Source organism: Enterococcus durans (assembly GCF_002277935.1).
GTDB lineage: Bacteria > Bacillota > Bacilli > Lactobacillales > Enterococcaceae > Enterococcus_B > Enterococcus_B durans.
The window spans coordinates 2,963,141-2,983,334 of record NZ_CP022930.1 but is presented as its reverse complement, the minus strand read 5'-3'; the positions used below and the strand labels follow the sequence as shown (position 1 = coordinate 2,983,334).

General features: G+C 37.7%; 22 protein-coding genes, 1 tRNA gene and 5 pseudogenes. 21 read left to right on the top strand and 7 right to left on the bottom strand.

Annotated features, from left to right (window positions below):
• Nucleotides 1–52: 52 nt before the first annotated feature.
• The 21 genes and pseudogenes from CJZ72_RS14310 (at nucleotide 53) to CJZ72_RS14215 (ending at nucleotide 14,889) form a co-directional block, all read left to right on the top strand.
• Nucleotides 53–688: a phage major capsid protein gene (locus tag CJZ72_RS14310; protein WP_232509765.1), complete on the top strand. Its 636-nt coding sequence runs from the start codon at nucleotides 53–55 to the stop codon at nucleotides 686–688.
• The gene (locus tag CJZ72_RS14305; RefSeq protein WP_080105918.1) at nucleotides 685–942 is read left to right on the top strand and encodes an Ig-like domain-containing protein; all 258 of its coding nucleotides are present in this window, start codon (nucleotides 685–687) and stop codon (nucleotides 940–942) included. Before CJZ72_RS14310 ends, CJZ72_RS14305 begins: the two co-directional genes overlap by 4 nt.
• 11 nt (nucleotides 943–953) lie before the next feature.
• Complete coding sequence (locus CJZ72_RS14300; protein WP_232509764.1) at nucleotides 954–1,163, top strand: head-tail connector protein; 210 nt, start codon at nucleotides 954–956, stop codon at nucleotides 1,161–1,163.
• A gap of 51 nt (nucleotides 1,164–1,214) precedes the next feature.
• Nucleotides 1,215–1,548 (top strand): annotated as a pseudogene (locus tag CJZ72_RS14295) (phage head closure protein).
• Between the two features lie 12 nt (nucleotides 1,549–1,560).
• A complete protein-coding gene (locus CJZ72_RS14290) occupies nucleotides 1,561–1,938 on the top strand; it encodes an HK97-gp10 family putative phage morphogenesis protein (protein WP_232509762.1) in 378 nt (125 codons plus the stop codon).
• Nucleotides 1,935–2,186, top strand: coding sequence for a hypothetical protein (locus CJZ72_RS14285; RefSeq protein WP_232509760.1), 252 nt, complete (start codon nucleotides 1,935–1,937; stop codon nucleotides 2,184–2,186). The genes CJZ72_RS14290 and CJZ72_RS14285 overlap by 4 nt, the downstream gene beginning before the upstream one ends.
• A gap of 133 nt (nucleotides 2,187–2,319) precedes the next feature.
• Nucleotides 2,320–2,871: pseudogene (locus CJZ72_RS15170) on the top strand (major tail protein); the annotation flags it as partial.
• A 128-nt stretch (nucleotides 2,872–2,999) separates the two neighbouring features.
• A complete protein-coding gene (gene gpG / locus CJZ72_RS14275; protein ID WP_002290638.1) occupies nucleotides 3,000–3,311 on the top strand; it encodes a phage tail assembly chaperone G in 312 nt (103 codons plus the stop codon).
• A gap of 24 nt (nucleotides 3,312–3,335) precedes the next feature.
• Nucleotides 3,336–3,527: a hypothetical protein gene (locus CJZ72_RS14270; protein ID WP_002290636.1), complete on the top strand. Its 192-nt coding sequence runs from the start codon at nucleotides 3,336–3,338 to the stop codon at nucleotides 3,525–3,527.
• Nucleotides 3,527–7,371, top strand: a pseudogene (locus CJZ72_RS14885) (phage tail tape measure protein); the annotation flags it as partial. The gene CJZ72_RS14270 and the pseudogene CJZ72_RS14885, both read left to right, overlap by 1 nt.
• A 164-nt stretch (nucleotides 7,372–7,535) precedes the next feature.
• Nucleotides 7,536–7,973: a hypothetical protein gene (locus CJZ72_RS15320; protein ID WP_456298186.1), complete on the top strand. Its 438-nt coding sequence runs from the start codon at nucleotides 7,536–7,538 to the stop codon at nucleotides 7,971–7,973.
• 10 nt (nucleotides 7,974–7,983) lie between these two features.
• Nucleotides 7,984–8,814, top strand: coding sequence for a phage tail family protein (locus tag CJZ72_RS14260; RefSeq protein WP_095443996.1), 831 nt, complete (start codon nucleotides 7,984–7,986; stop codon nucleotides 8,812–8,814).
• Between the two features lie 8 nt (nucleotides 8,815–8,822).
• Nucleotides 8,823–9,844: pseudogene (locus CJZ72_RS14255) on the top strand (phage tail protein).
• Nucleotides 9,845–9,860: 16 nt separating this feature from the next.
• The gene (locus CJZ72_RS14250; protein ID WP_095444023.1) at nucleotides 9,861–10,874 is read left to right on the top strand and encodes a hypothetical protein; all 1,014 of its coding nucleotides are present in this window, start codon (nucleotides 9,861–9,863) and stop codon (nucleotides 10,872–10,874) included.
• Nucleotides 10,874–12,520, top strand: coding sequence for a BppU family phage baseplate upper protein (locus tag CJZ72_RS14245; RefSeq protein ID WP_095443993.1), 1,647 nt, complete (start codon nucleotides 10,874–10,876; stop codon nucleotides 12,518–12,520). Before CJZ72_RS14250 ends, CJZ72_RS14245 begins: the two co-directional genes overlap by 1 nt.
• A 2-nt stretch (nucleotides 12,521–12,522) precedes the next feature.
• A complete protein-coding gene (locus CJZ72_RS14240; RefSeq protein WP_095443992.1) occupies nucleotides 12,523–12,969 on the top strand; it encodes a hypothetical protein in 447 nt (148 codons plus the stop codon).
• Nucleotide 12,970: 1 nt separating this feature from the next.
• Nucleotides 12,971–13,108 (top strand): XkdX family protein, encoded by a 138-nt coding sequence (locus CJZ72_RS14235; RefSeq protein ID WP_002327992.1) that lies wholly within the window; start codon nucleotides 12,971–12,973, stop codon nucleotides 13,106–13,108.
• 34 nt (nucleotides 13,109–13,142) lie between these two features.
• On the top strand, nucleotides 13,143–13,385 hold the full coding sequence (locus CJZ72_RS14230; RefSeq protein ID WP_002312831.1) for a hemolysin XhlA family protein: 243 nt from the start codon (nucleotides 13,143–13,145) through the stop codon (nucleotides 13,383–13,385).
• Between the two features lie 13 nt (nucleotides 13,386–13,398).
• Nucleotides 13,399–13,599, top strand: a complete 201-nt coding sequence (locus CJZ72_RS14225) for a phage holin (RefSeq protein WP_095443991.1) — start codon at nucleotides 13,399–13,401, stop codon at nucleotides 13,597–13,599.
• A 10-nt stretch (nucleotides 13,600–13,609) separates the two neighbouring features.
• Entirely contained in the window at nucleotides 13,610–14,626 is a 1,017-nt protein-coding gene (locus CJZ72_RS14220) for a peptidoglycan recognition protein family protein (RefSeq protein ID WP_095443990.1), read from the top strand.
• 189 nt (nucleotides 14,627–14,815) lie between these two features.
• Nucleotides 14,816–14,889 (top strand) — tRNA-Ile (locus tag CJZ72_RS14215).
• 514 nt (nucleotides 14,890–15,403) lie between these two features.
• Here CJZ72_RS14215 and CJZ72_RS14210 read toward each other — a convergent pair.
• The 7 genes and pseudogenes from CJZ72_RS14210 to CJZ72_RS14180 all read right to left on the bottom strand — a co-directional run bounded on the left by CJZ72_RS14210 (nucleotide 15,404) and on the right by CJZ72_RS14180 (nucleotide 20,177).
• The gene (locus CJZ72_RS14210; protein ID WP_095443989.1) at nucleotides 15,404–15,709 is read right to left on the bottom strand and encodes a DUF5960 family protein; all 306 of its coding nucleotides are present in this window, start codon (nucleotides 15,707–15,709) and stop codon (nucleotides 15,404–15,406) included.
• A gap of 295 nt (nucleotides 15,710–16,004) precedes the next feature.
• On the bottom strand, nucleotides 16,005–17,147 hold the full coding sequence (locus CJZ72_RS14205; protein WP_095444022.1) for a tyrosine-type recombinase/integrase: 1,143 nt from the start codon (nucleotides 17,145–17,147) through the stop codon (nucleotides 16,005–16,007).
• A 105-nt stretch (nucleotides 17,148–17,252) separates the two neighbouring features.
• Complete coding sequence (locus CJZ72_RS14200; protein WP_095444021.1) at nucleotides 17,253–18,209, bottom strand: Abi family protein; 957 nt, start codon at nucleotides 18,207–18,209, stop codon at nucleotides 17,253–17,255.
• 192 nt (nucleotides 18,210–18,401) lie between these two features.
• On the bottom strand, nucleotides 18,402–18,608 hold the full coding sequence (locus CJZ72_RS14195; RefSeq protein ID WP_086309998.1) for a DUF4177 domain-containing protein: 207 nt from the start codon (nucleotides 18,606–18,608) through the stop codon (nucleotides 18,402–18,404).
• Between the two features lie 23 nt (nucleotides 18,609–18,631).
• A pseudogene (locus tag CJZ72_RS14880) lies at nucleotides 18,632–18,727 on the bottom strand (SAG1386/EF1546 family surface-associated protein); the annotation flags it as partial.
• 276 nt (nucleotides 18,728–19,003) lie between these two features.
• Nucleotides 19,004–19,675 carry a DUF5067 domain-containing protein gene (locus CJZ72_RS14185; RefSeq protein ID WP_095444020.1) on the bottom strand — a complete coding sequence of 224 codons (672 nt, stop codon included), beginning with the start codon at nucleotides 19,673–19,675 and terminating at the stop codon, nucleotides 19,004–19,006.
• Between the two features lie 79 nt (nucleotides 19,676–19,754).
• Nucleotides 19,755–20,177, bottom strand: a complete 423-nt coding sequence (locus CJZ72_RS14180; protein ID WP_095444019.1) for an ImmA/IrrE family metallo-endopeptidase — start codon at nucleotides 20,175–20,177, stop codon at nucleotides 19,755–19,757.
• Between the last annotated feature and the right edge of the window lie 17 nt (nucleotides 20,178–20,194).

Below are 20,194 nucleotides of genomic sequence, written 5' to 3'. Positions count from 1 at the left end.
AGTAACAACAGGTACAGGATCATATCCAATTTTGAGAGCTAAAAAAAATAAAATGATCTCTGTGGCTGAATTGGCTAAAAACCCAGCGTTAGCTAACCCTGAATTTACAAAAGTAAACTACGAAATTGACACTTACCGTGGATACATTCCAGTTTCTCAAGAAGCATTAGACGATTCCGATATCGATCTAGGCGGTTTGGTCGCTGAACATATCCAACGCCAATCTTTGAATACATCAAACGCTGCAATTGCTGCAAAATTGCAAACTGCAACAGCGAAAACAGTGACTGATATTGATGGTTTGAAAGATATTGTAAATGTAACGATTGACCCAGCTTACAACGTGAAATTCATTGCTTCTCAAAGCTTCTTTAACGAGTTAGACAAAATGAAAGACAATGACGGACGTTATTTATTGCAGCAAGATGTGACTGTCGCGTCTGGTTACAAACTATTAGGGCGTGAAGTTGTTGTAATGGCGGATGATGTAATTGGAAAAACAGCAGGAGACAAAGTAGCATTCGTGGGCGACCCTTCACTTTTTGTTAAATTCTTTGACCGTCAACAAGCTTCAGTACGTTGGGTAGACAATGATGTATATGGTCAACTATTAGCTGGCTTTGTTTTCGATGTTGAAGTAGCCGACACTGCTGCAGGCTTTTACGTAACACTGGGCCCAAAAGCATAGACCCATCCGGCGTAACGTTAAACAAAACAACGACTACGCTTGCGGTGGGGGCATCAGAAACACTGTCAGCGACTGTCTTGCCAGCTGACGCAACGGACAAATCGGTTAAATACAGTTCTAGCGATGAGGCAATTGCCACAGTAACGCCGGTTCAAGGCAAAATCACAGGTATTGCAGCTGGTACAGCAACAATCACTGCAACAACTGCAAACGGAAAAACTGCGGTGTGTGAAGTTACCGTAACTGCTGAATAGGCGGTGATTGAATGGAATTAAGCGAGTTGAAAAACTTTTTGCGAGTGGATCATGACTTGGATGATGATTTACTCGCAATGCTCCAAAAAACAGCAGAAGAATTCATTTTAGGCTCGATTGAGGTAGAAATGACTGCTGATAAACGCTTTGATTACGCTGTGACGTTGCTTGTTTCTAACTGGTACGAAAAGAGTAGGTACTTCTACGCAGGCGCTGAATGAAATTTCCGTTTGGAGTTACTGCTTTGATTCATCAGTTGAGGGGGTTGGAACATGGCGCTAATCAAGACGAGTGATCTAACGCAACGTGTGGAAGTTGTAAAGGTTACTAACGGAAAAGACGAAGATGGTCAACCAATCAAAACAGAAAAAACGGTTTTTTCGTGTTGGTCTTGCGTTCAAACACAACGCTTGAGTGACGTTAAGGCGTCGATTGGTACGGCTTTGGAAGGAACACTGACGTTCATTATCCTACCAACAAAAATCAGAGCTAACCAATGATATGAAAGTGCGTTGGAATGGAAAAACGTTTGAAATCATTACGATTACGAAAGGCGAGTTTGCGAAGGACTTCACGACAATCATTGCAAAAGAGGTTTCAAAATGAGTGTAGAAGTCGATGCAACCGAAGTACAAAGCGCTTAGGGAAGTAAAAGCAAACGTTCAACGAGTGGAAAGCCCAGCACTTAGAAAAGCTGGGGAGTACGCTCAAGAAAAGTTACGACAAAACACACCTTACTGGGATGGAACGAAGTCAAACGGTAAACGTGGTTCGTATATGCAAGAACATGCTAAGAACAATGTGGTTACAAGCTCGGTAAAAAACGGATTGATAGAAGTCGGCTATGACAAAGATGTTTCTTGGCGGATGCACTTTATCGAGTTCGGAACAATCAAACAACGTCCAAAAGGTTTTGTACAAAAAACACAAAAGCAAATCGAAAAACAAGTAACACAAATCATTGCTGACGAAGTAAAAAGGAGGCTAGGACTTTGAAAACGGCAGTATCACAAGTCTATTCAATTCTGAATAGCAATGAAAAAACAAAGAACATTGATTTTTACACCAATAGTGTTCCGGAATCAGCTCAAACAGTACCTAGCCTTCCAGTTGGCAGAATTACAGAGATATCCGGCAACTATGAAGATTTCGCAAGCAACAATCCTTTGACCATTCAATTTAACGTACAGGTAGATGTATGGGTGTCAACCATGAAAGAGGTTGATGCCTTTTTTTGCCCTTGATGAGGTTATGAGGGGGAATGGTTGGCAATGCGCATACACGGAACAAACAGATGACGAGGACTTGGAAGGTGCAAAGCGGATTATCAAACGATATGTAGCAAATATTTCACTAAACTAAAAGGAGAGAAAATAGATGGCAACAGTAGGATTTGAGAGCGTCATTTTTGGCGTAAAAACAGGTGCAGACGGTACTCTAAAAGAATTAGTAGCAGATAAGTCGAAAGGTGGAGCGATCGAAGCTAAAATTACTGGATTAGGCGCAACTTCTAACACGACATACGCTTCAAACGTACCATTTTTCATTGCAAGTAAAGGGGTTTCGTCGCCAAAAGTTACGCTTGACGTGGCAGACTTAATGGATAACGGCATTTACAGCGAAATCATTGGTGCTAAAACCGTGGATGGTGCAAATGTAATTGGTTCAGAAACTGAAGCGCTTACGTGTCGGTAGTCATGGTTACAGCGAACAAAGAAGGAAAACGCTTATTCATGGGATTGGCAAAAGGAAAATTCAGTCATCCAGATATCAACATGAAAACAGCTGAAGAAAAAGGGGTAGAATTGCAAACCGATTCTATCGAAGGGGAATTCATTTCTGATGAACGTGCTATGTATACTTAACAGCCGTAGAATCAGAAACGATGACCTTACAAAATTCAAGGACTTGGTAAATAACAAAGCGGGAGTAGTTAACCCTGCATCTACACCAACGACAGATACAGGGACACCAAAAGAACCAGAACCAAAAATTGATACACAAGGTTAGCCATTTTTGGCTAGCCTTATTTTTTGTAAAAACAAGGAGGAAAACAAATGATTGAATTGCAATTAAAACTTGACGGAAAGAAAAAAACATTCAAACAACAAGATATTTCCGCACGTGCAATGCGTGAGTGTATCAAATTTTACGAGAAAGCGGAAAAAGCAGACCTAACTGATTTAGAAGCAATTGATTCAATGATTGCAATTACAGCAGATATTTTCCAAGATCCAGCAGTTACATTTGATGCTATTTTAGATGGTTTGACTGCGAGCGAGTTAGTACCGGCATTAGAAAGTGTTTTTGAACAAATCAATGAACTGGGAAACAATGAAAAAAAGCAGACGGCGAGCAAAAAGAGATAAGTTTTTTCTGAAGCCAGGAAAGCAATGGATCAAATCTACAAAGATTTAATCGAAGCAGGTTGGACGATGAGAGATGTGGACGAAGCCGACTATCATTATTTGTTACACCTTTTTGGAGAAGTGGAGAGTGGCGAAGAATATGTAGATGGTGCTGATTTCATCAAACAATTTTTATCGGCTGAAGACTTGGTAAAACTTGAGGAAGGAGGTAAATAATGGCAGGAAAAGGACAACCGGCAGGAAATATCAAGCTAGGGATTAGTTTAGATAGCACTAATTTTGGTAACACGCTGGACGAAATCAATGCGAAAGTCAAACAAGCAGAATCGAATATGCGTGCCAATCTAAAGGCTTATGATTCGGCAGGACGTTCATACGAAGCACTTAGTCAAAAGACGAAAGACTTGTCTACGGTTATGGAAGGGCAAAACGCCAAAGTAAGAGAATTAACAAAGCGCCGTGATGAAGCGATTAGCAAGTATGGCGAGGAATCGAAACAAGTTGCTAACCTTAACACACAGATAAACAATGCTACCGCAAAATATAATGCTTACAGTCGCCAGTTGAACGACACAAAAAAAGAATTGGTGTATTCCAAAACAGCCGTCAATGATTTATCTAATGAAATCAAAGAAAATGAACGGCAAATGAACGCCGAAGTCAAAGCGTTGAAAGCCGCTGGTGATGAATCTGGTGCGTTTGAAGCAAAACAAAAAGGGCTTGCCAAACAAACGGAATTATCCGAGAAAGCTATCGAAGAACAGCGCAAAGTTGTGAAACTTATGGCTGATGAGTTTGGCGATTCAGCAAATGAAACCGAAGATGCAAAAAGGGCACTAGAAAAGTTAGAACGACAAAGCCAAATATCCAGTAGACAATTAGAAGGGGTAACTAACGCACTATCTGAGTTGAAAAGAGAAGCCTCTAATGTAGATGATAAAGTAGATAAAGCGGGAGACTCACTAGAAGAAGCTGGTAAACAAGGTAATAAAGCAGAAGATGGTTTCAAGAGTGCTACTAAAGAATTTAGTGCATTGGCTACAGGGTTAGCTGTTTCTATCTACAAAAGCACTGGATATGGCGATTGCCGCTGCAGACGCATTGAAAGAATCATTTAATGAAGTAGTAGAAGCCTCAAATACTTTTCAGGGTAAAATGGGAATCACGAAAGGAATCTAAACAATTCCTAACTTTTGCGAATGAGTTAGTAAAATCAGGAATGGTAGATACCTTGGAAGAAGCTCAAGAGGCTATCACACAAGTCTACCAAACAGCTGGTAAAAAAGTTACGCCAGAAGGATTGAAACAATTAACCAAATACGCTATTTCATTCAGTAAAACATTTGATACAGATGTAAATGAGACCATGCGTGGTGCGTCACGTATGATGGAAAACTTTTGGGATCAGTGCTGAAGAAGCGTTTGACTTACTAACTGCAGGTGCACAAAATGGATTGAATCAATCAAATGAATTAGCAGATAATATGGCTGAGTACGCAACTGTTTGGTCAAATGGGATTTACAGCAGATGAGACATTTAGTTTACTTGAAGCTGGTTAGATGGTGGAGCATATAACTTAGACAAAGTAAATGATTTAATCAAAGAAATGGGTATATCCTTAACAGACGGACGTTTTGAAGAAAACGCAGACATGTTCAGCGAATCAACAAGGAACTTATTTAATGAGTGGAAAAACGGCAAGCGACTCAGGGTGAAGTAGTCAAGGGTATGATGAATGACTTTGCGAATATGGAAGGTGGATATGACGCTAAACAGAGCAGGTACAGTATGGTCTGCTCTAGGTGAAGATAATTACTTAAAGTTATCAAAGCTATGGCAGGTGCTAGTACTTCCTTTGGTGAAACTAAGAGTAGTGCAGAAGAACTTAATAACACCATGTCTAATACTACAGCATGGAAGCCTTCACTATGGGTGAAAGAACTGTCAACTCAATAGCCATCTGGCACAAGAGTTCACTGGTGGGATGACACAACCGATTGAGAATTTCTTTAATAATACATTGCCTAATGCTATGAAAACACTAGATTTCTTTTTTCTCTTATATTGGTACATTCATTCTCAAATTTAAAAGATGTTATTGGGTAAACTTGGTCTGGACAGACACATTAAGTGCCAACACATTTTAAACATGATGGGGTTCAGTTGGGAAGTATCTGGGCCTAGATACTTCATCAACAGGTTAAGGAGAAAGGTGAAGTATTAACTCAGTATATTAAAGGTTTCTGGCAACTGTTTACTGGTGATGAAGCCACCCAAATGCAAGGATACTCATTACTACGTTCATTAGGAATGAGTCAAGAAGACATAGAAGCACTGGAAACAGCGAAAGAAATATTAAGACTGCTTTTGATTCTGTGAAAGAGGTAATAATAAAACTTCTTGAAGATGGCTTGGATAAAATGATTCAATCCTGGAAAGATTTAGTTAAGATTTGGGATGACAAGATTGCACCTGATTTATTACCTTCTGTTCCAACAGTTTCCTGGATGGCTCAGTCGTATCACAGTGATTATCAGTCATTACTGGGGCACTAGACAGGTTGGTGATCAGGAAAACACAATAGTAATGTTATTATTGAGGCATTCACTATACTATGGGAAACACTGAAATTAAAACTTGGGCTCATCATGGCAGCAATAGAAACAGCTATGATTATTATTTCTAGTACAATCAAGATTTGGAGTGATATTTTCAAAGGTGACTGGTCTACAGCTTGGGAAGAAATAAAGAACATGTATGAGCGTATTGGTAATGCAATATGGCAAAATATCAAAAACACGTTCCTAGGTAAAATTCTAGCAACTATTTGGAAGTTCTTTGAAGAAAATAAAAAGGTGTTCCAAGCAATTTGGGATACAGCCACAGGTATAATGCTTGGTCTACCAACATTCATTTTTGATATCTTTACAAAAATTCCACAGAAAATGGTGGAAGCTATCAGAAACGGCAAAAATCCAGTAGTAGCAGCATTTAAAGAAGTTTTCAATGCTGCACTGAGAGCCATTGGGAAACCAGTAAATGGTATCATTAAGGGTGCGTCATGGGTGCTTGAGAAGTTAGGCGGAGAACCGCTAAAAGAATGGGAAGTACCACAATACGCAAAAGGTACACCAGCCGGTGGACACCCAATTAATGGACCAATGATGGTTAATGATGGACGTGGAGCAGAAACAGTTATCACACCAGATGGTAGAGCATTCATACCTAAAGGACGTAACGTAGTATTGAATGCCCAAAAAGGCACACACGTTTCTAACAGCTGAAGAAACAGCTTATATGACTGGAAACAAAGCACCAAGATATAGATACGCCAAAGGTACAGGCTTTTTCGGAAATCTATGGAACAACGTCAAAGGATTTGCTGGAGATGTTGGAAACAAGCTGAAAGATGTAGTCGGCGATGTATGGGATTTTGTAACAGACCCGGGAGCGTTGGCTAGGAAAGTGTTAAATGGTCTTGGCGTACTGGAAGGGCTTGTCAAATATCCTTTAGATGTTGGTAAAGGTATTCTAAGCAAGGCTACCGAAGCATTGACGAACAAAATCACAGAACTATTCAGCAGTGGCAGTTTAGACACTTCAATGGGCATGCAAGGCGTTTACAAATACTTGGCGGACGTTGCAGTTGCAGTAATGAAGAAATTCCCGGGCTTTCAAGTAACCTCAGGTTATCGTGAAGGCGATCCATACTCACACGGAAAGCACAATGCAATTGATATTGCGCTACCGGGAGTCGTGAATGGTTCCCCTAGATACACAGAAGCAGCCAATTACGCATTTGAGAAGTTTGCAAACAAAATCGGCTATGTTATCACAAATGGTAAGGTTCGTGACCGTTCAGGACAATCAGGTACAGGTGTGCATGATGATTGGCGGACATGGCCTGATGGCGACCACTACGACCACGTGCATTTAAACGGTGTAAGAGATCCGCAGGGCGGACTTGTTAGCGGTGGCGATAGCGTTGGTGGAAGTGGCGTAGAACGCTGGCGGCCATACGTAAAACGTGCTTTGAAAATGAATAACTTACCAACCTCATCCGCTTATGTTGATGCGTGGATGCGACAAATCCAAACAGAATCAGGTGGCAATCCGCTTGCCATTGGTGGAAATGACGGCTTAGCAGACGGTAATGCTACTGGATTGCTCCAAACAAAACGGGAACATTTGCTGCGAATGCTTTTCCAGGATACGGCAATATAATGAGCGGTTTCGATAATATCTTAGCAGCTATCAACTACGCTAAGAAACGCTATGGTTCGGGAATGTTAGGAGTGATTGGGCGTGGACACGGTTACGCAAACGGTGGAATTGTAAACCAACATCAAATTGCGGAAATCGCAGAAGGAAACAAGCCAGAAATTATTATTCCGTTAGATAAGGCTAAACGATCAAGAGCGATGCAGTTGCTTGCGATTGCTCAAGATAAGTTAGGAGTAAAGCCAAAAAGCGTAAATAATAGTAGCGATTCGAGCGGAACGTTAGAAACATTAGTTTCACTGATGATTCAGCAGAATAACTTGCTATCTAAACTTTTAGCAAAAGACACAAGTGTCAAACTTGATGGTAAACCAATTGCAGACAATACAAATGGATACTTAGGTAACCAGTTTAAACGTTCGCTATATACAAGAGGTTAGGAGGGATAAAGTGAATGGCTATTTAATCGATTTTCGCTTCATAAAAAATCAAGAGATAGTATCTCTAAAAGAAAAATTGGGCATAGAGTGTATTTCTTTTGCACGAAAAGCACCACAACTAAATGTAGAATACCAAGAATTTTCAGGGTCAAACGGTTCGAGAGAAGTCGAAAAAAGTTTCAAATCGTTCACTATCGAAGTGGAATTTTATGCTGAATTCAAAAATATGTATGACTATCAACTAAAAGAAACTGAATTATATGCGTTTCTATTCGATGACGAAGGATATTATGTTTTTACAGATAGAGAACCGGGCAAAAAATACTTTGTCCGTCCTAACTCAGTAGAAGTGAATGAAGTTGGTCTAAGATACGCAACTTACAAGGCGACTTTCACTGTTTTTAGAGGTTGTTCCGAATCGATGGCTTCCACGTTATCGGATTTTTTACTGTCTAATGAATGGCAATTTTCACAAGGTCTAGTTGCGGAAGATTATAAGTATACGCACCGAACCAGTAATTTTATCATTTATAATGCTGGCGATTTTGCTATTGATCCACGTGAACATGCTCTAAAAATCACTTTGGAAGGTGAATCAGAAGGCAACGTGACTATTTTCAACAAAACGACAGGGGAACGATTCATCTACTATCCGGAGTTTTCTACGTTGCTAGGCCAAACTTTGACTTTAGACCGTGTTTATCCGAAGTTGAACGGTGTAAATTGCGGAATTGACACGAATTTAGGTTTGATAACGTTAGCGGTTGGAACGAATGAAATTGAAATACAAAATGTTACTAGAGTGGAGTCAAAATGGGACTTCATTTTTTTGTATAAGTAGGTGGGAATTTGAAAGATATTTTTATCCAAGACTACGAGAAAACAAAAAAAGAAATATTGACTGACTACGATAAAAGTACATTTACTGAAAATTGGCAAGAGAACGAAACGTGGGAAATTTCGTTCACTATTGTCAAAACAAAATTCAATGAATTGGCTTTTGATTTAGTCGATTACGAAAATTCAGTATTTTTCAATGGACAAGAGTTTATCGTAAAACAAATGGGCGTTTCTGCCGAAGGGGCAGCAATCACAAAAACAGTTACAGCCACGCACATTTACTACACCATGCAAGATGGCTTTTCAGTACGACACAATCACAGGAACACGCTCTATCAACCAACTGCTAGCGCATGTTTTCAAAACCTGATAACCGTGGATTTACATGGAATGTTGTAGATCCGAACAAGAAGTTTTTGCCAGTTGAACAAGAAAACTTCGGGAATGGGAACTATTTGAAACTGGTTGAAGAAATTTTGAAAGACTATGATGCGATAGTGATTCCGGACAACAAAAACCTTACTTTCTTCCCTCGTTCAGAATATGGTAAAAAAACCGAAGAACAAATACGCTACAAATACAATACCGATTCCGTGAAATTTGATATTGATACTTTGAATTTGAAAACACAGATAAAAGGATTTGGCAAGAAAAAAGAAGACGACACTTACTACTTCACGCCAATCACATATACAAGTAAGCAGTCGGAAAAATGGGGTATACGTGTTCAAAGTCCAGTCAGTGATGATCGTTACACCGTTTCAGGGAACATGCTCGAGCGGTTAAAGACAGACTTGCAAGACTATCCAACAATCACTGGCACAGTTACTATGAAATGGCGTGTAGAGCCTAATAAGGGCGATTACGTGGCGTTTGTCTATGAGCCGTTAGGTGTCAATACCTATATTCAAGTGGTAGGAATCAAGACGTATCCAGCGATACCAAATAAGCCACCAGAAATCACATTGAGCAACACAAAGAAAACAATGACGTCGATACTCGCTGAAATGGCGAAGAAAGGAGTGATTTGATGGGTTATTAAAATTAATCAGTAACCGTATCTCTACGGAATGGAAAGAGAAATTTAATAAAAACATTGACTACCTAAACAGCCTTGAAAAGAAACTATCTGATCAAGACAAATCAACGAACAGTCGAATTGATAATCTCGTGCTTCATTCAGGCGGTGATTCTCCTAATGAAGTAGTGGATGCACGTGTTAATAACAAAGGAGAAAACTTTGATACATTGCACGGCCGATTATTAGAACATGAAAACCTGTCAGACGAACAAATTAGTGAACTGAATACAAACATGGATAGTCAAAAAGAGCAAGTTCAACAATTGAACAAGTCTGTCCAACAGATTATTGGTGGGTATAGTGAGCCAATAAATATGTACGTTTCAAAAAACGGTAGCGATATTTCTGGTGATGGATCAGAAGAAAAGCCATTTCTTACCATCCAAACAGCAGTCAATAATATTCCTCTGATTACAACAGGTTCTATTACGGTTTGGATTGATAGCGGAGTTTACTTGGAGGATGTGATGATTCAGAATCTAAATTTTACATCCTTTTTGATTCGTCCCATAGATAATTTCAATGCTGTTGATCCCTCAAAAACAGATTTACCTGTCAAAGTTCGATCCATTTGTTTCACTGCTTGCAAAGGTTATTGTCAAGTTGCTGGAATGCAAATTGTGGATACAGCAAACGGAGCAGACTATGGAATCAGAAATGAGCAGAGCGGCTACATGGCAATTAACAAGTGTAAATTCTCAGAGAATACAAAATCACTTGCAAGATATAATGCCGTTTATGTAGGCGGAACATCAAAGATTAATATGTACGGAGACACGACGTTTATTAACCAGAAAGTGGCAATTTACGCTGTATTGATGGGTGAAATTTTTGTCAGTGCTTTTGGTTCAGGAAATGACGTAGGAATCTTGTGTGAGAATGGCACCGTCAGAGGAACTGTATCAACTTCTTTTGCAACTACCCCAACTAAAATTTCTAGTTATGGGCTAGTTATCACGAAAGGTACGGTGTTGGCTTAATGGTGTATAAAATTAATGAATCGATCATTGTGATTCAAGCAGAAGCAACTAATCCCAATAATACAGGTGTTGTCTTTTGGTCGCATGATCGAGGAACAGCTAAGCTTCGAATGCAACTCGTTCGAAAAAATGAAATAACTCAAAGCTTACCAGAAGGAACGACTGTTCCAATTCGATTGATGTTTCGGTCTGCAACAGCAGAAGGGGGATATGGAAAACATGACTATCTCGCCACCATCGAAGATCGCGTGAACGGTATTGTGTCTATCGTGCTAGAAGACAACATTTTAGGTTATGTTGGACTTGTCGAAGGTAGCGTATATATTGATTTCCCAGGCGACCGCTCGTTAGATACAGCTGGTCGTTTTACTTTTTACATCAAACGCAGTCCAATCGATGATAGTACGCCAGAACTAGAAGATTATTATTTTAATGGTTTTAGCCAGACAATCGATAAAATCGAAAAAATTCTAGCTGATGGAAAGCAAGAGATTGAACAGAAAATTGCGGAATCTGAAACGCAGATTGATGCGAAATTAAAAGACGCAAACGACAAAATCACGAAAGCCAATCAAGATGTCGCAACTCTCAATACGAATATCGATAAAGCCAATGATCGTATTGATCAAACGAATCAACAAATCGGCGATCTCGGTCAGCTGAAAAGGATGTACTCTAATAGTATTGATTTTGGTGGAAAAGGATCGTCTTTATCAGATTTTCTCGATGCTCCATACTATTTGAGTAAAGTACCCCTGCAAGAAAACATTGCGAATACAGCTGTACAGTTTCCAATCAGTTCGAGTAAATATACCCTCTACTCAGCTAAAATGCAAGAACCATTTGTTGTGGGTAATACTTACACAATAACGTTAGAAGGGACCAAACCATCTACACAAGCGTTCAGAGTGTATGGGCAAGCTGTTGAAGATTATAATTACGGGGGCTTGGAACCAGTTGAAGGTCTCGTAAACACGTGGTCTCTAACATTTACTACCTCAAAAGTTAGCCAAGACCATCCGAACTTGCTCCAAATACTTCAACAGCCTGGCGCAACAGTTGGAGCATGTACTATTAATTGGCTCAAAATCGAAAAAGGCGCTACACGTACACCAAATATCAGTCAGTTTAAATACTTCGGCGAAGGATTGAAAGACAGCGACAATCCAAATGATTACAGCTGGGATATCACACCAGAATATGCTGAAAAAAGCTTGAACAATACGGTCAGTCTGACTGAACCACAAACTGTTTTAGGGCTAAAAAATTTTTCTGATGGTATTCAAATAGCTGGTGATCGTGTAGTTGGTGAGAATGAACATGTTGTATACACGCTAGATGCATCGAACAGCAAATCCTTCATTGATGGCTACGCTACATTCATCAAACATGGGAAAATAGTAATCGTTAATGGAACAGTAAAGTTCAAAAAAGCTTATGCCTTTGGTGTACCACTTGATGATGAAGTCCCCGAAGAATTTATTGCAAGAGGAGTTAATGGAATGATAATCGGAGCATCCGGTACTTCCAATAGCGCAAAAATGATATACGTAAGACAAGGCTTTAAATCGATAATGACCAATAGTGAATTTGCCATCAACGAGTGGTTTACATTCAATGGTGTTTACTGGGTCGGGGAGGAATAACTATGAAAACAATTTGGCAATATGGACGTACTGGCGGAGAGTACGCAGGAAAAGTATTGGACGACATGCTTGTATCCGTTCCTTACACGGATCAGCCGCCGCTTGAAGGAATTCGTGCTGATGGCGAACCGCTAACGATTGCTGATCAGATGTTTGATCCTAAATTGAATCAATGGATTGTGTTAGCGAACGCACTAGATCACAACGATTTAAACAATCTCAAAGCGATGTACGAGGCTCTGGAACATGAAAACGATAACCTAAAGCAGCTCAATGCCAAAATCATGCTAAACGATGTAGCGATTAAACAGGAAAATGCTGCATTGAAAGAAAAAGCGGATAGTTTAGCACAAATCAATTCAAAAATGATGCTTGCTTCGTTACAAAATAGCAAAGATATTTCAGAAATTAAAGAGCAACTAAATCCAGCTTCAAAGGGAGGTGAGTAGTATGTTTAGCTTTAGCGATGTGAAAATGATGTATGATTGGGGCTGTTTTACTGACGATCAAGTTCGTCTATTCGTTCCACTATGCATTACAGACGAAGAAGCAGATAAAATCATTAATAAAGATAAGAGCGCATCTTAATTGATGTGCTTTTTTGTTGGAAAGTTGGTGGAACATGAAAGAAGAAGCACTTCAAGACGTTGTAGAAAGGCTAGTAAGAATTGAAACAAAATTAGACAACTACGAATCACTTAGAGAAAAGGCTGATAGTGCAAAAGATTTGGCAGACAAAGCCTACTCAGTAGCGCTAAACAACGCAGAAGATATCAAAGAAATGAAAAACAATAATAAATGGGCTTGGGGCTATATGATTGGCTTAGGCATTACGATCATTGGCTATTTCCTAACTAAACTATAAAGGAAGCGAAAAAATGATTTTACCAGACAAATACTATCAAATAATCAAATGGGCAGTATTGACGGTATTGCCAGCTGTTTCTGTGTTGGTTGCGACACTTGGAAAGGCATATGGATGGAACGGAACAGATATGACAGTACTCACTATCAATGCAGTAGCAACATTTTTAGGCGTTATCACTGGTGTTTCTGCATATAACAACTCAAAAAAATAGGAGGAAACAAATGAAGAAGAAAATCATTTTATCATTGAGCCTATTAACGGCTCTTTTTTTATTGCCGATAAATACCTTTGCTTACACGATCAACGATGAGTTCGCTTTAGGTGTAAATGAAGGTAGCTCTCAAGTAGCAAATAATCAGTACATTTTACTGCATGAAACGGCTAATGAAACAGCAACAGGACGCAATGAAGCACAGTATATGCAACGTTCATGGACTAGTGCTTACACTGCTTACATTGTGGGAGACGGCGGAATTGTTTATCAAGTCGGTCAACCTGGTTATGTACAGTACGGTGCTGGTTCGTATTCTAATGCTAACAGTCCTGTGCAGATTGAGTTACAACACACACATGATAAAGCAACGTTTGAGAAAAACTACAAGGCATACGTTGAATTGGCTAGAGATTCAGCAATGAAATATGGTATTCCACTTACATTAGACACGCCTTATAACCAACCAGGAATCAAATCGCATTTATGGGTAACACAAAATATTTGGGGTGATCATACAGATCCTTACGGTTATCTTTCTGAAATGGGCGTAAGTAAAGAAAAATTAGCATATGATTTAGCTCATGGATTTACCGATGAAAATCCAACAACTTCTGAAAACAAGCCTGTCATTGATCCAACACGAGCTGGTGCAGCTAATCCGACTTTAACAGATGGAACGAATCATTCTCACATTGATCAGTTCGGAGAAATCGAAAACGCAAACTTGCATGTGGCTGGCTGGCACATTGCTAACTATAAATACGAGTACATTTTTATCATGGACTATAATACTGGAAAAGAGTTAGCACGAGTAAATGCTAATGGCGTTTCACGTCCAGATGTAAACCAATCTTATAGTACTTATGGAAACGTTGGTTATCATGTATCGTTCAACATGCGTAATTTTCCTAATAAGAAAGTCTATGTAATGATGCGTGCAACGAATGATCCAGAAGGGAACACTAAAGGCGGAACACAAGATTTTCATGATAAACGATGGTACTTGAATATTCCACAACGATAAAAACAGCCCCTCGTTGAGGGGCGGTACATAATTATATTGAAAACTATAAAAATCATTCGATAAAATAGTAATGTTATTGCATATCTTCACTATCACTCATAAATAGTCACACTCCAAGATATGCGATAACAGGTTTGTTGCCACACATTCTACTGGTTGATTGTTTATGGCTTTATGTGGCAACAACCTGTACTCTTAGCTCAGTTGGTCAGAGCAGACGGCTCATAACCGTCCGGTCGTAGGTTCGAGTCCTACAGGGTACATTAATGTAGCCAATTGAATTGTTCTGTGTTAGAATTTTTTGAAGAGTATTATACAAGCTAAAGCTTTTCTTCATTGCCACTCAAATGAGTGGCTTTTTTATGTATTCTTTTATGGATTAATGAAAGGATGTTTCACATAGTTATACTTCTGTATATTTGAAAAGTTTTACTTTGATTTTTAAATAGAAAGACATTTGGGTTAAATTGTGAGATAATAATAAAGAAGAGTTTAAAGCGTTCCCCGAAAACCACTTCCCCATAAGTGTGTTACGCTTTAAACTCTTTTATATTTGAAGCCATTAAAAAGCATACCATATTTTTGAAAAAAAGCGAGAAAAAAGGCTTACAATTGGAGTGGTAGTTAATTAGTGACTTATTTTTGATTTTATAGCACTGATACTATAAAATATAGATATCATCATATTACACAATCTTAATAATAACTTAAAAAATATCTCCTTTCATAAGTATGGTGATAAAATCCGTTCCGGGCTACCTTTTTAGGTAGCCTATTTTAATCTTTATACCTTTCTGGATCAACAAAAGTATACTTTACATAGTCAAATCGTTTATGTTTTGCTCTAACATCTGGGACATTGGTTACTACATCAAATAAAAAATAGGCATCTAGATTCATTCTCGTTTTCGCAGCAGGAATTTTAAAGTAGTTCTTATTAGAATAATGGAGATTGACTAGCAGGCTAGTTTCAATTGCTAAAAAGACTACTTCAGTATCCCAGACTTTATATAAATCTTTGACAAATTTTTCTGACGGATCGTATTTAAACCAAAGCAGATGTTCCTCTAGCTCGATTGTCATGTTTTTCACCTCAACGAAAGTATACGAACTAAAGTTCTTTTTGTAAAGTTAAGTAAGTTGCATATATAAAGTATGCAACATGAAAGAATGTATTTTTTGAATGCCATTTTGAATGCCATTTATAATTATTTAACGAATTTTAGTGAAAATAAAAAACGCTCAAACCCTTGTTTAATAAGGATTTGAGCGTTATGCGAAATCTACCAAAATCTCACAATGGAGACGGCGGGAGTTGCTTAAATGCTATTATATCAATACTTAAATTTAATTGAATGCCATTTTGAATGCCACATAGCTAGAAATCTATAAATTTATTGAACTTATCTGCTAATTGTTCTTTAGCAAGTTTTGATACATGGGCGTACGTGTTCATGGTAGTTTGAATATCTTCATGTCCTAAACGAAACTGTACTTCTTTAAGTGATGCTCCCATTTCGATCAACAAGCTTGCTTGAGTATGTCTGAAACCATGTACGGTAATTCTAGGTAGTTTTTTCTTTTGCTTCTTGTCCATTTTGTCTTGTATACTCATAAGCCACTTTCGAGAGGTATCAAGACTCATTATATCATGTGGTTTTTTTGCACTTGAATGTCCAAAAATGAGCCATTCGTCAGATGGAGGAAGAACAGCTTCTTTCCATTCAAGAAGCTTATCTAAAGTACCTTGATCGATTGAAATTATTCGGCTAGATCCAACCGTTTTAGTGGTGTCAATTTCTAGTCCATTTGCTGTTCTAGTAACGGCTTTATAGATATTGACTGTTTTAGCCTTGAAATCTATATCTCTCCACTCAAGAGCGCCTGCTTCTTGTTTTCGCATACCAGTCATAGCTAGTAATCTAAAAAAAGCTTGAATCTTTAGGTTTGGCTGATTATATAGTTCATCAAGAAACAATTTCAATTGGTTTTTATCATAGAATGGTTCTTCAACTGTTGCTTCTTTCCTTCTTTTCGGTTTGCGTATGGCATCTGTAGGATTGGACTCTATTATACCAAATCGAACGGCGTATTTAAAAACTAGTCCTGTGTAATTCATCATTTTAGGAGCTGTATCATATTTATTTGCCCATTTATCCATTAATTTTTGAATTTTGATAGGCGTGATTTCAGAAATATATATGTCGCCGAGTTCTTCTAATACATGATTTTTAAAAATTCTTTCTGTTTTTAATAATGTAGATCCTCGTACTGTTCTTTTGTATTCAGTCATCCATAAATCATATACGTCTTTATATGTTTTTGGCTTATCTTTTTTTAATAAATTGTCCTCGTATTCACTTTGCAATCTTGCGAGTGCTAATTTTGCTTCACGTTGAGTTTTAAAATTTCGACGAGTAGTTTTAACAGGCTTTCCTGTTTCGGGGTTGATTCCTAAATATGCTTGGAACTTCCACGCTTTTTCACCGTTCTTTTTCTTATATTGTTCAAATTTAGCCAATTGAATCTACTCTCTTTCTCTGATACAATAGACACGTGAATAAGCCTATTGTGTAGGTTTGTTTTTTCTTAGAACACGCTAGCTTTGGTCGGTGGGCGTGTTTTTTTAGTTTTGTTTTAGAGTTGGTGTATTTATATGCCAATCGTTTGGGAAACCTAAACTTTTTAAAATAGTATTAATATCGATAGTATTTAGCCTGTTATCCAAAGTCGAAATTCTTTTTCTGATAGTATTGTGCAATTGAGCGTATTGAATTTTACTGAGAAAGCACTGCAGACAAAGAAAGACGTTGTAAGTATTGTTTCTTTGGGAATTTTTGGAAATTCCATATATAGAATGTAAATCTCGATAATATTTAATATCGGATTTACATTTAGAATCTAATAATCTGTTATTATGGGCACAAATATTACGTATTTGTCTGGTATTTTCTGTAAAAGATATCATTATTTCCGGCGTAAAAGGGGCTGTCATATGAATATTTTCTGATACGAAACTGCAGATATTTTTTGCTATGTTGTTTTGTAAAAAAACTGGTAAATTTTTAATTAAGGTATTCATTTCTCCAAAATCAAGGTAATCTATAAGAACCCATATAGGTACGTCATTATATTTTTTTACATAATGCTTTATAGAATTATTTTCAGTACTCTTCTTATTGGAATTAATGATTTTCGTTAACCTTGAAATTAACCATCCTAACTCTAAAGTTTTTGAATTATCATAACAATTAATATCAAGGTATGCATATGGCTTATTATTATAAACCTCTGCAAAACGATATGACAAAATGCTTTTGATATGGTTTTCTGCCTCAGTAATTGCGCGGAAAAGAGCGTGCTTAATCTCTTTGTCAAAATAATATAAATGAGTTATTTCGTCAAAAGTAGTACCTGGCAAATAATTATTTTGATTGCTCATAAAATATTTACTATATCCATTAATTATGTTGTAATAATTGTTTGTAAGTAGATATTGTTTAGCTCTTTGGTAATTTGGAATAATAACTCCACGGTTGTTCAGTATTGTTAATTGCTTATGCAAATTTTCGAAATTTTTCAACAAAAAAACCTCCATCCATATAGAATGAAGGTTTTCGCGTTGGTCCCCGTAGAGATTCCAACACTTATCTCTTAATTTCATTCTATAGGGTTTTATTTAATAAATCAACTGAATTGCAAAAAAATATTAAAATCCTTTAGTGTTTTTTCTTAGAACACGCTCGCTTTGGTCGGTGGGGCGTGTTTTTTTATTTTACAGACTTTCGAAAACTAAAGTAGCTTGGATTCTATCGCCACCACCGAAACCTTTACTACCACCGTTTGTAGTGGAAATAGTGTGTAATCGATAACCTTTAGAACACTGTCTATTTATAGTGTTTTCAAGTTCTGATAGGTTTTGCGACCCTTTTCCTATAAATTTTTCTTTTAATACAACTTGCAATACAACGTAATTTGGCATATTCTTTTCCTTCTTTCTACTATTTATTTAACTCTAAAACGATCTCCTGGGTGCGTTAAGAAATTATTTGGGTCCATACCATTTAATTGAAATAACTGATCTAAAGAAATTCCAGCTCGATTCAGAGGAACTTGTTATTGACTTAGAATCAGTAGCGCTTTGTTTTGTTTCTTTTGTATTAGTGGATATTTCAATGCTAGAAATATCCGATGATTCTTTTGTAGTTTCTTTTTGTGAACAACCAACAATTAAGAAACTACTCGGCAAAACACCTAAAAGAGACACTTTTTTTCATTTTTTACTCCCCATTTCTTTGATTAATAAGCTGTAAATAAGCCTACTATAGGTTTAACATCCCACGTCCACAAACTTTGGTCGGTGGGGCGTGTTTTTTGTTAATTTAGACTAACTATCAGTTCTTGATTTTCGCTTGCGGGGAAGTCTTCTCCGAGCTTAATTTTTACTTCGCCTTGAGTATTATTTAAAACGACTCCCGTGACGCATTGTACACTTTTACCCGGCAACAGTTCAGCGTCAGATTTAGCGTCTACTTCATCCAAAAAGTTATTTTGATTAGTTACAGCTTCATCATAAGCAGCGTCATCTTCGAGTGGGCTTCCGTCTTCGTTGTACATAGGATAGAGCGCCTCAGACACGCCAAAAGTACCTACACTAGATGTTAGATCATATTCGGACGTATCATCTTGCTGGCTAAAAGTGAGCATTGAAAACATATCGCTAGGCACCATATTTGCTTCTGTCTGATTGTCTAGCGTGTACCAAATAATCAATCCGTCTTCTCCGGAAAAATTGTCTTTTCCGACCTGCGTCTTATCGATAGTGAGTTTGTAACCAGGTCCAGTCAACGTTTTGTCTTTAAACGACATTTCAATCACATCTCTTTCGGATGTTTGTTGAGCCGATGCTTGGATTTCCGTAGTGGTAGAGCTTGAAATTGTTGTAGTTGATTCCTCAGCGGTTTTATTGCCACCATCATTAGACGAGCAAGCCCCTAAAACAGCTAAACTCAAACCTAAAACCCCAACGCATAAAATAGACTTTTTCATTTCGTTTCCCTCTTTTCTGGTATAATATATTTGTGATCTCAGAAATGAGGTATGAGTCCGTGTTGCAGCACGGGCTTTTTTATTGTGCGTAAGAGTATTTTTTCTTGAAATAAGACAGGCAAACATTAAAACATTCTGTTCTTAACTTATTATTGATAGAGTAGAACTCCATGAAATTTTCCAATTTGAACTGAGATTCATCTGTTAATTCATTCTCAATAAAGATATTAAGTAGAATCATAATAGCGATTCTATCAGCTTCAGCTTCGAACTTTGAATGAAAAGTTGTAGAGTTATCGTACAGTGCTGAATATTCAAAATGTGAAGCAATGAAATGACCGAGCTCGTGGGCTAAATGAAAAGCTTCAGAACTGTCTTCGTGTAGTTTTTCATTCAAAAATACTATTCTTGGTTTTGGATAATAAAAACCTGGTTCTTCCATTTCCATATAGATTAACTTTAAATTATACTCACTCAGCATTTCTTTCAACTTTAAATACATACAACCCATCACTCCAA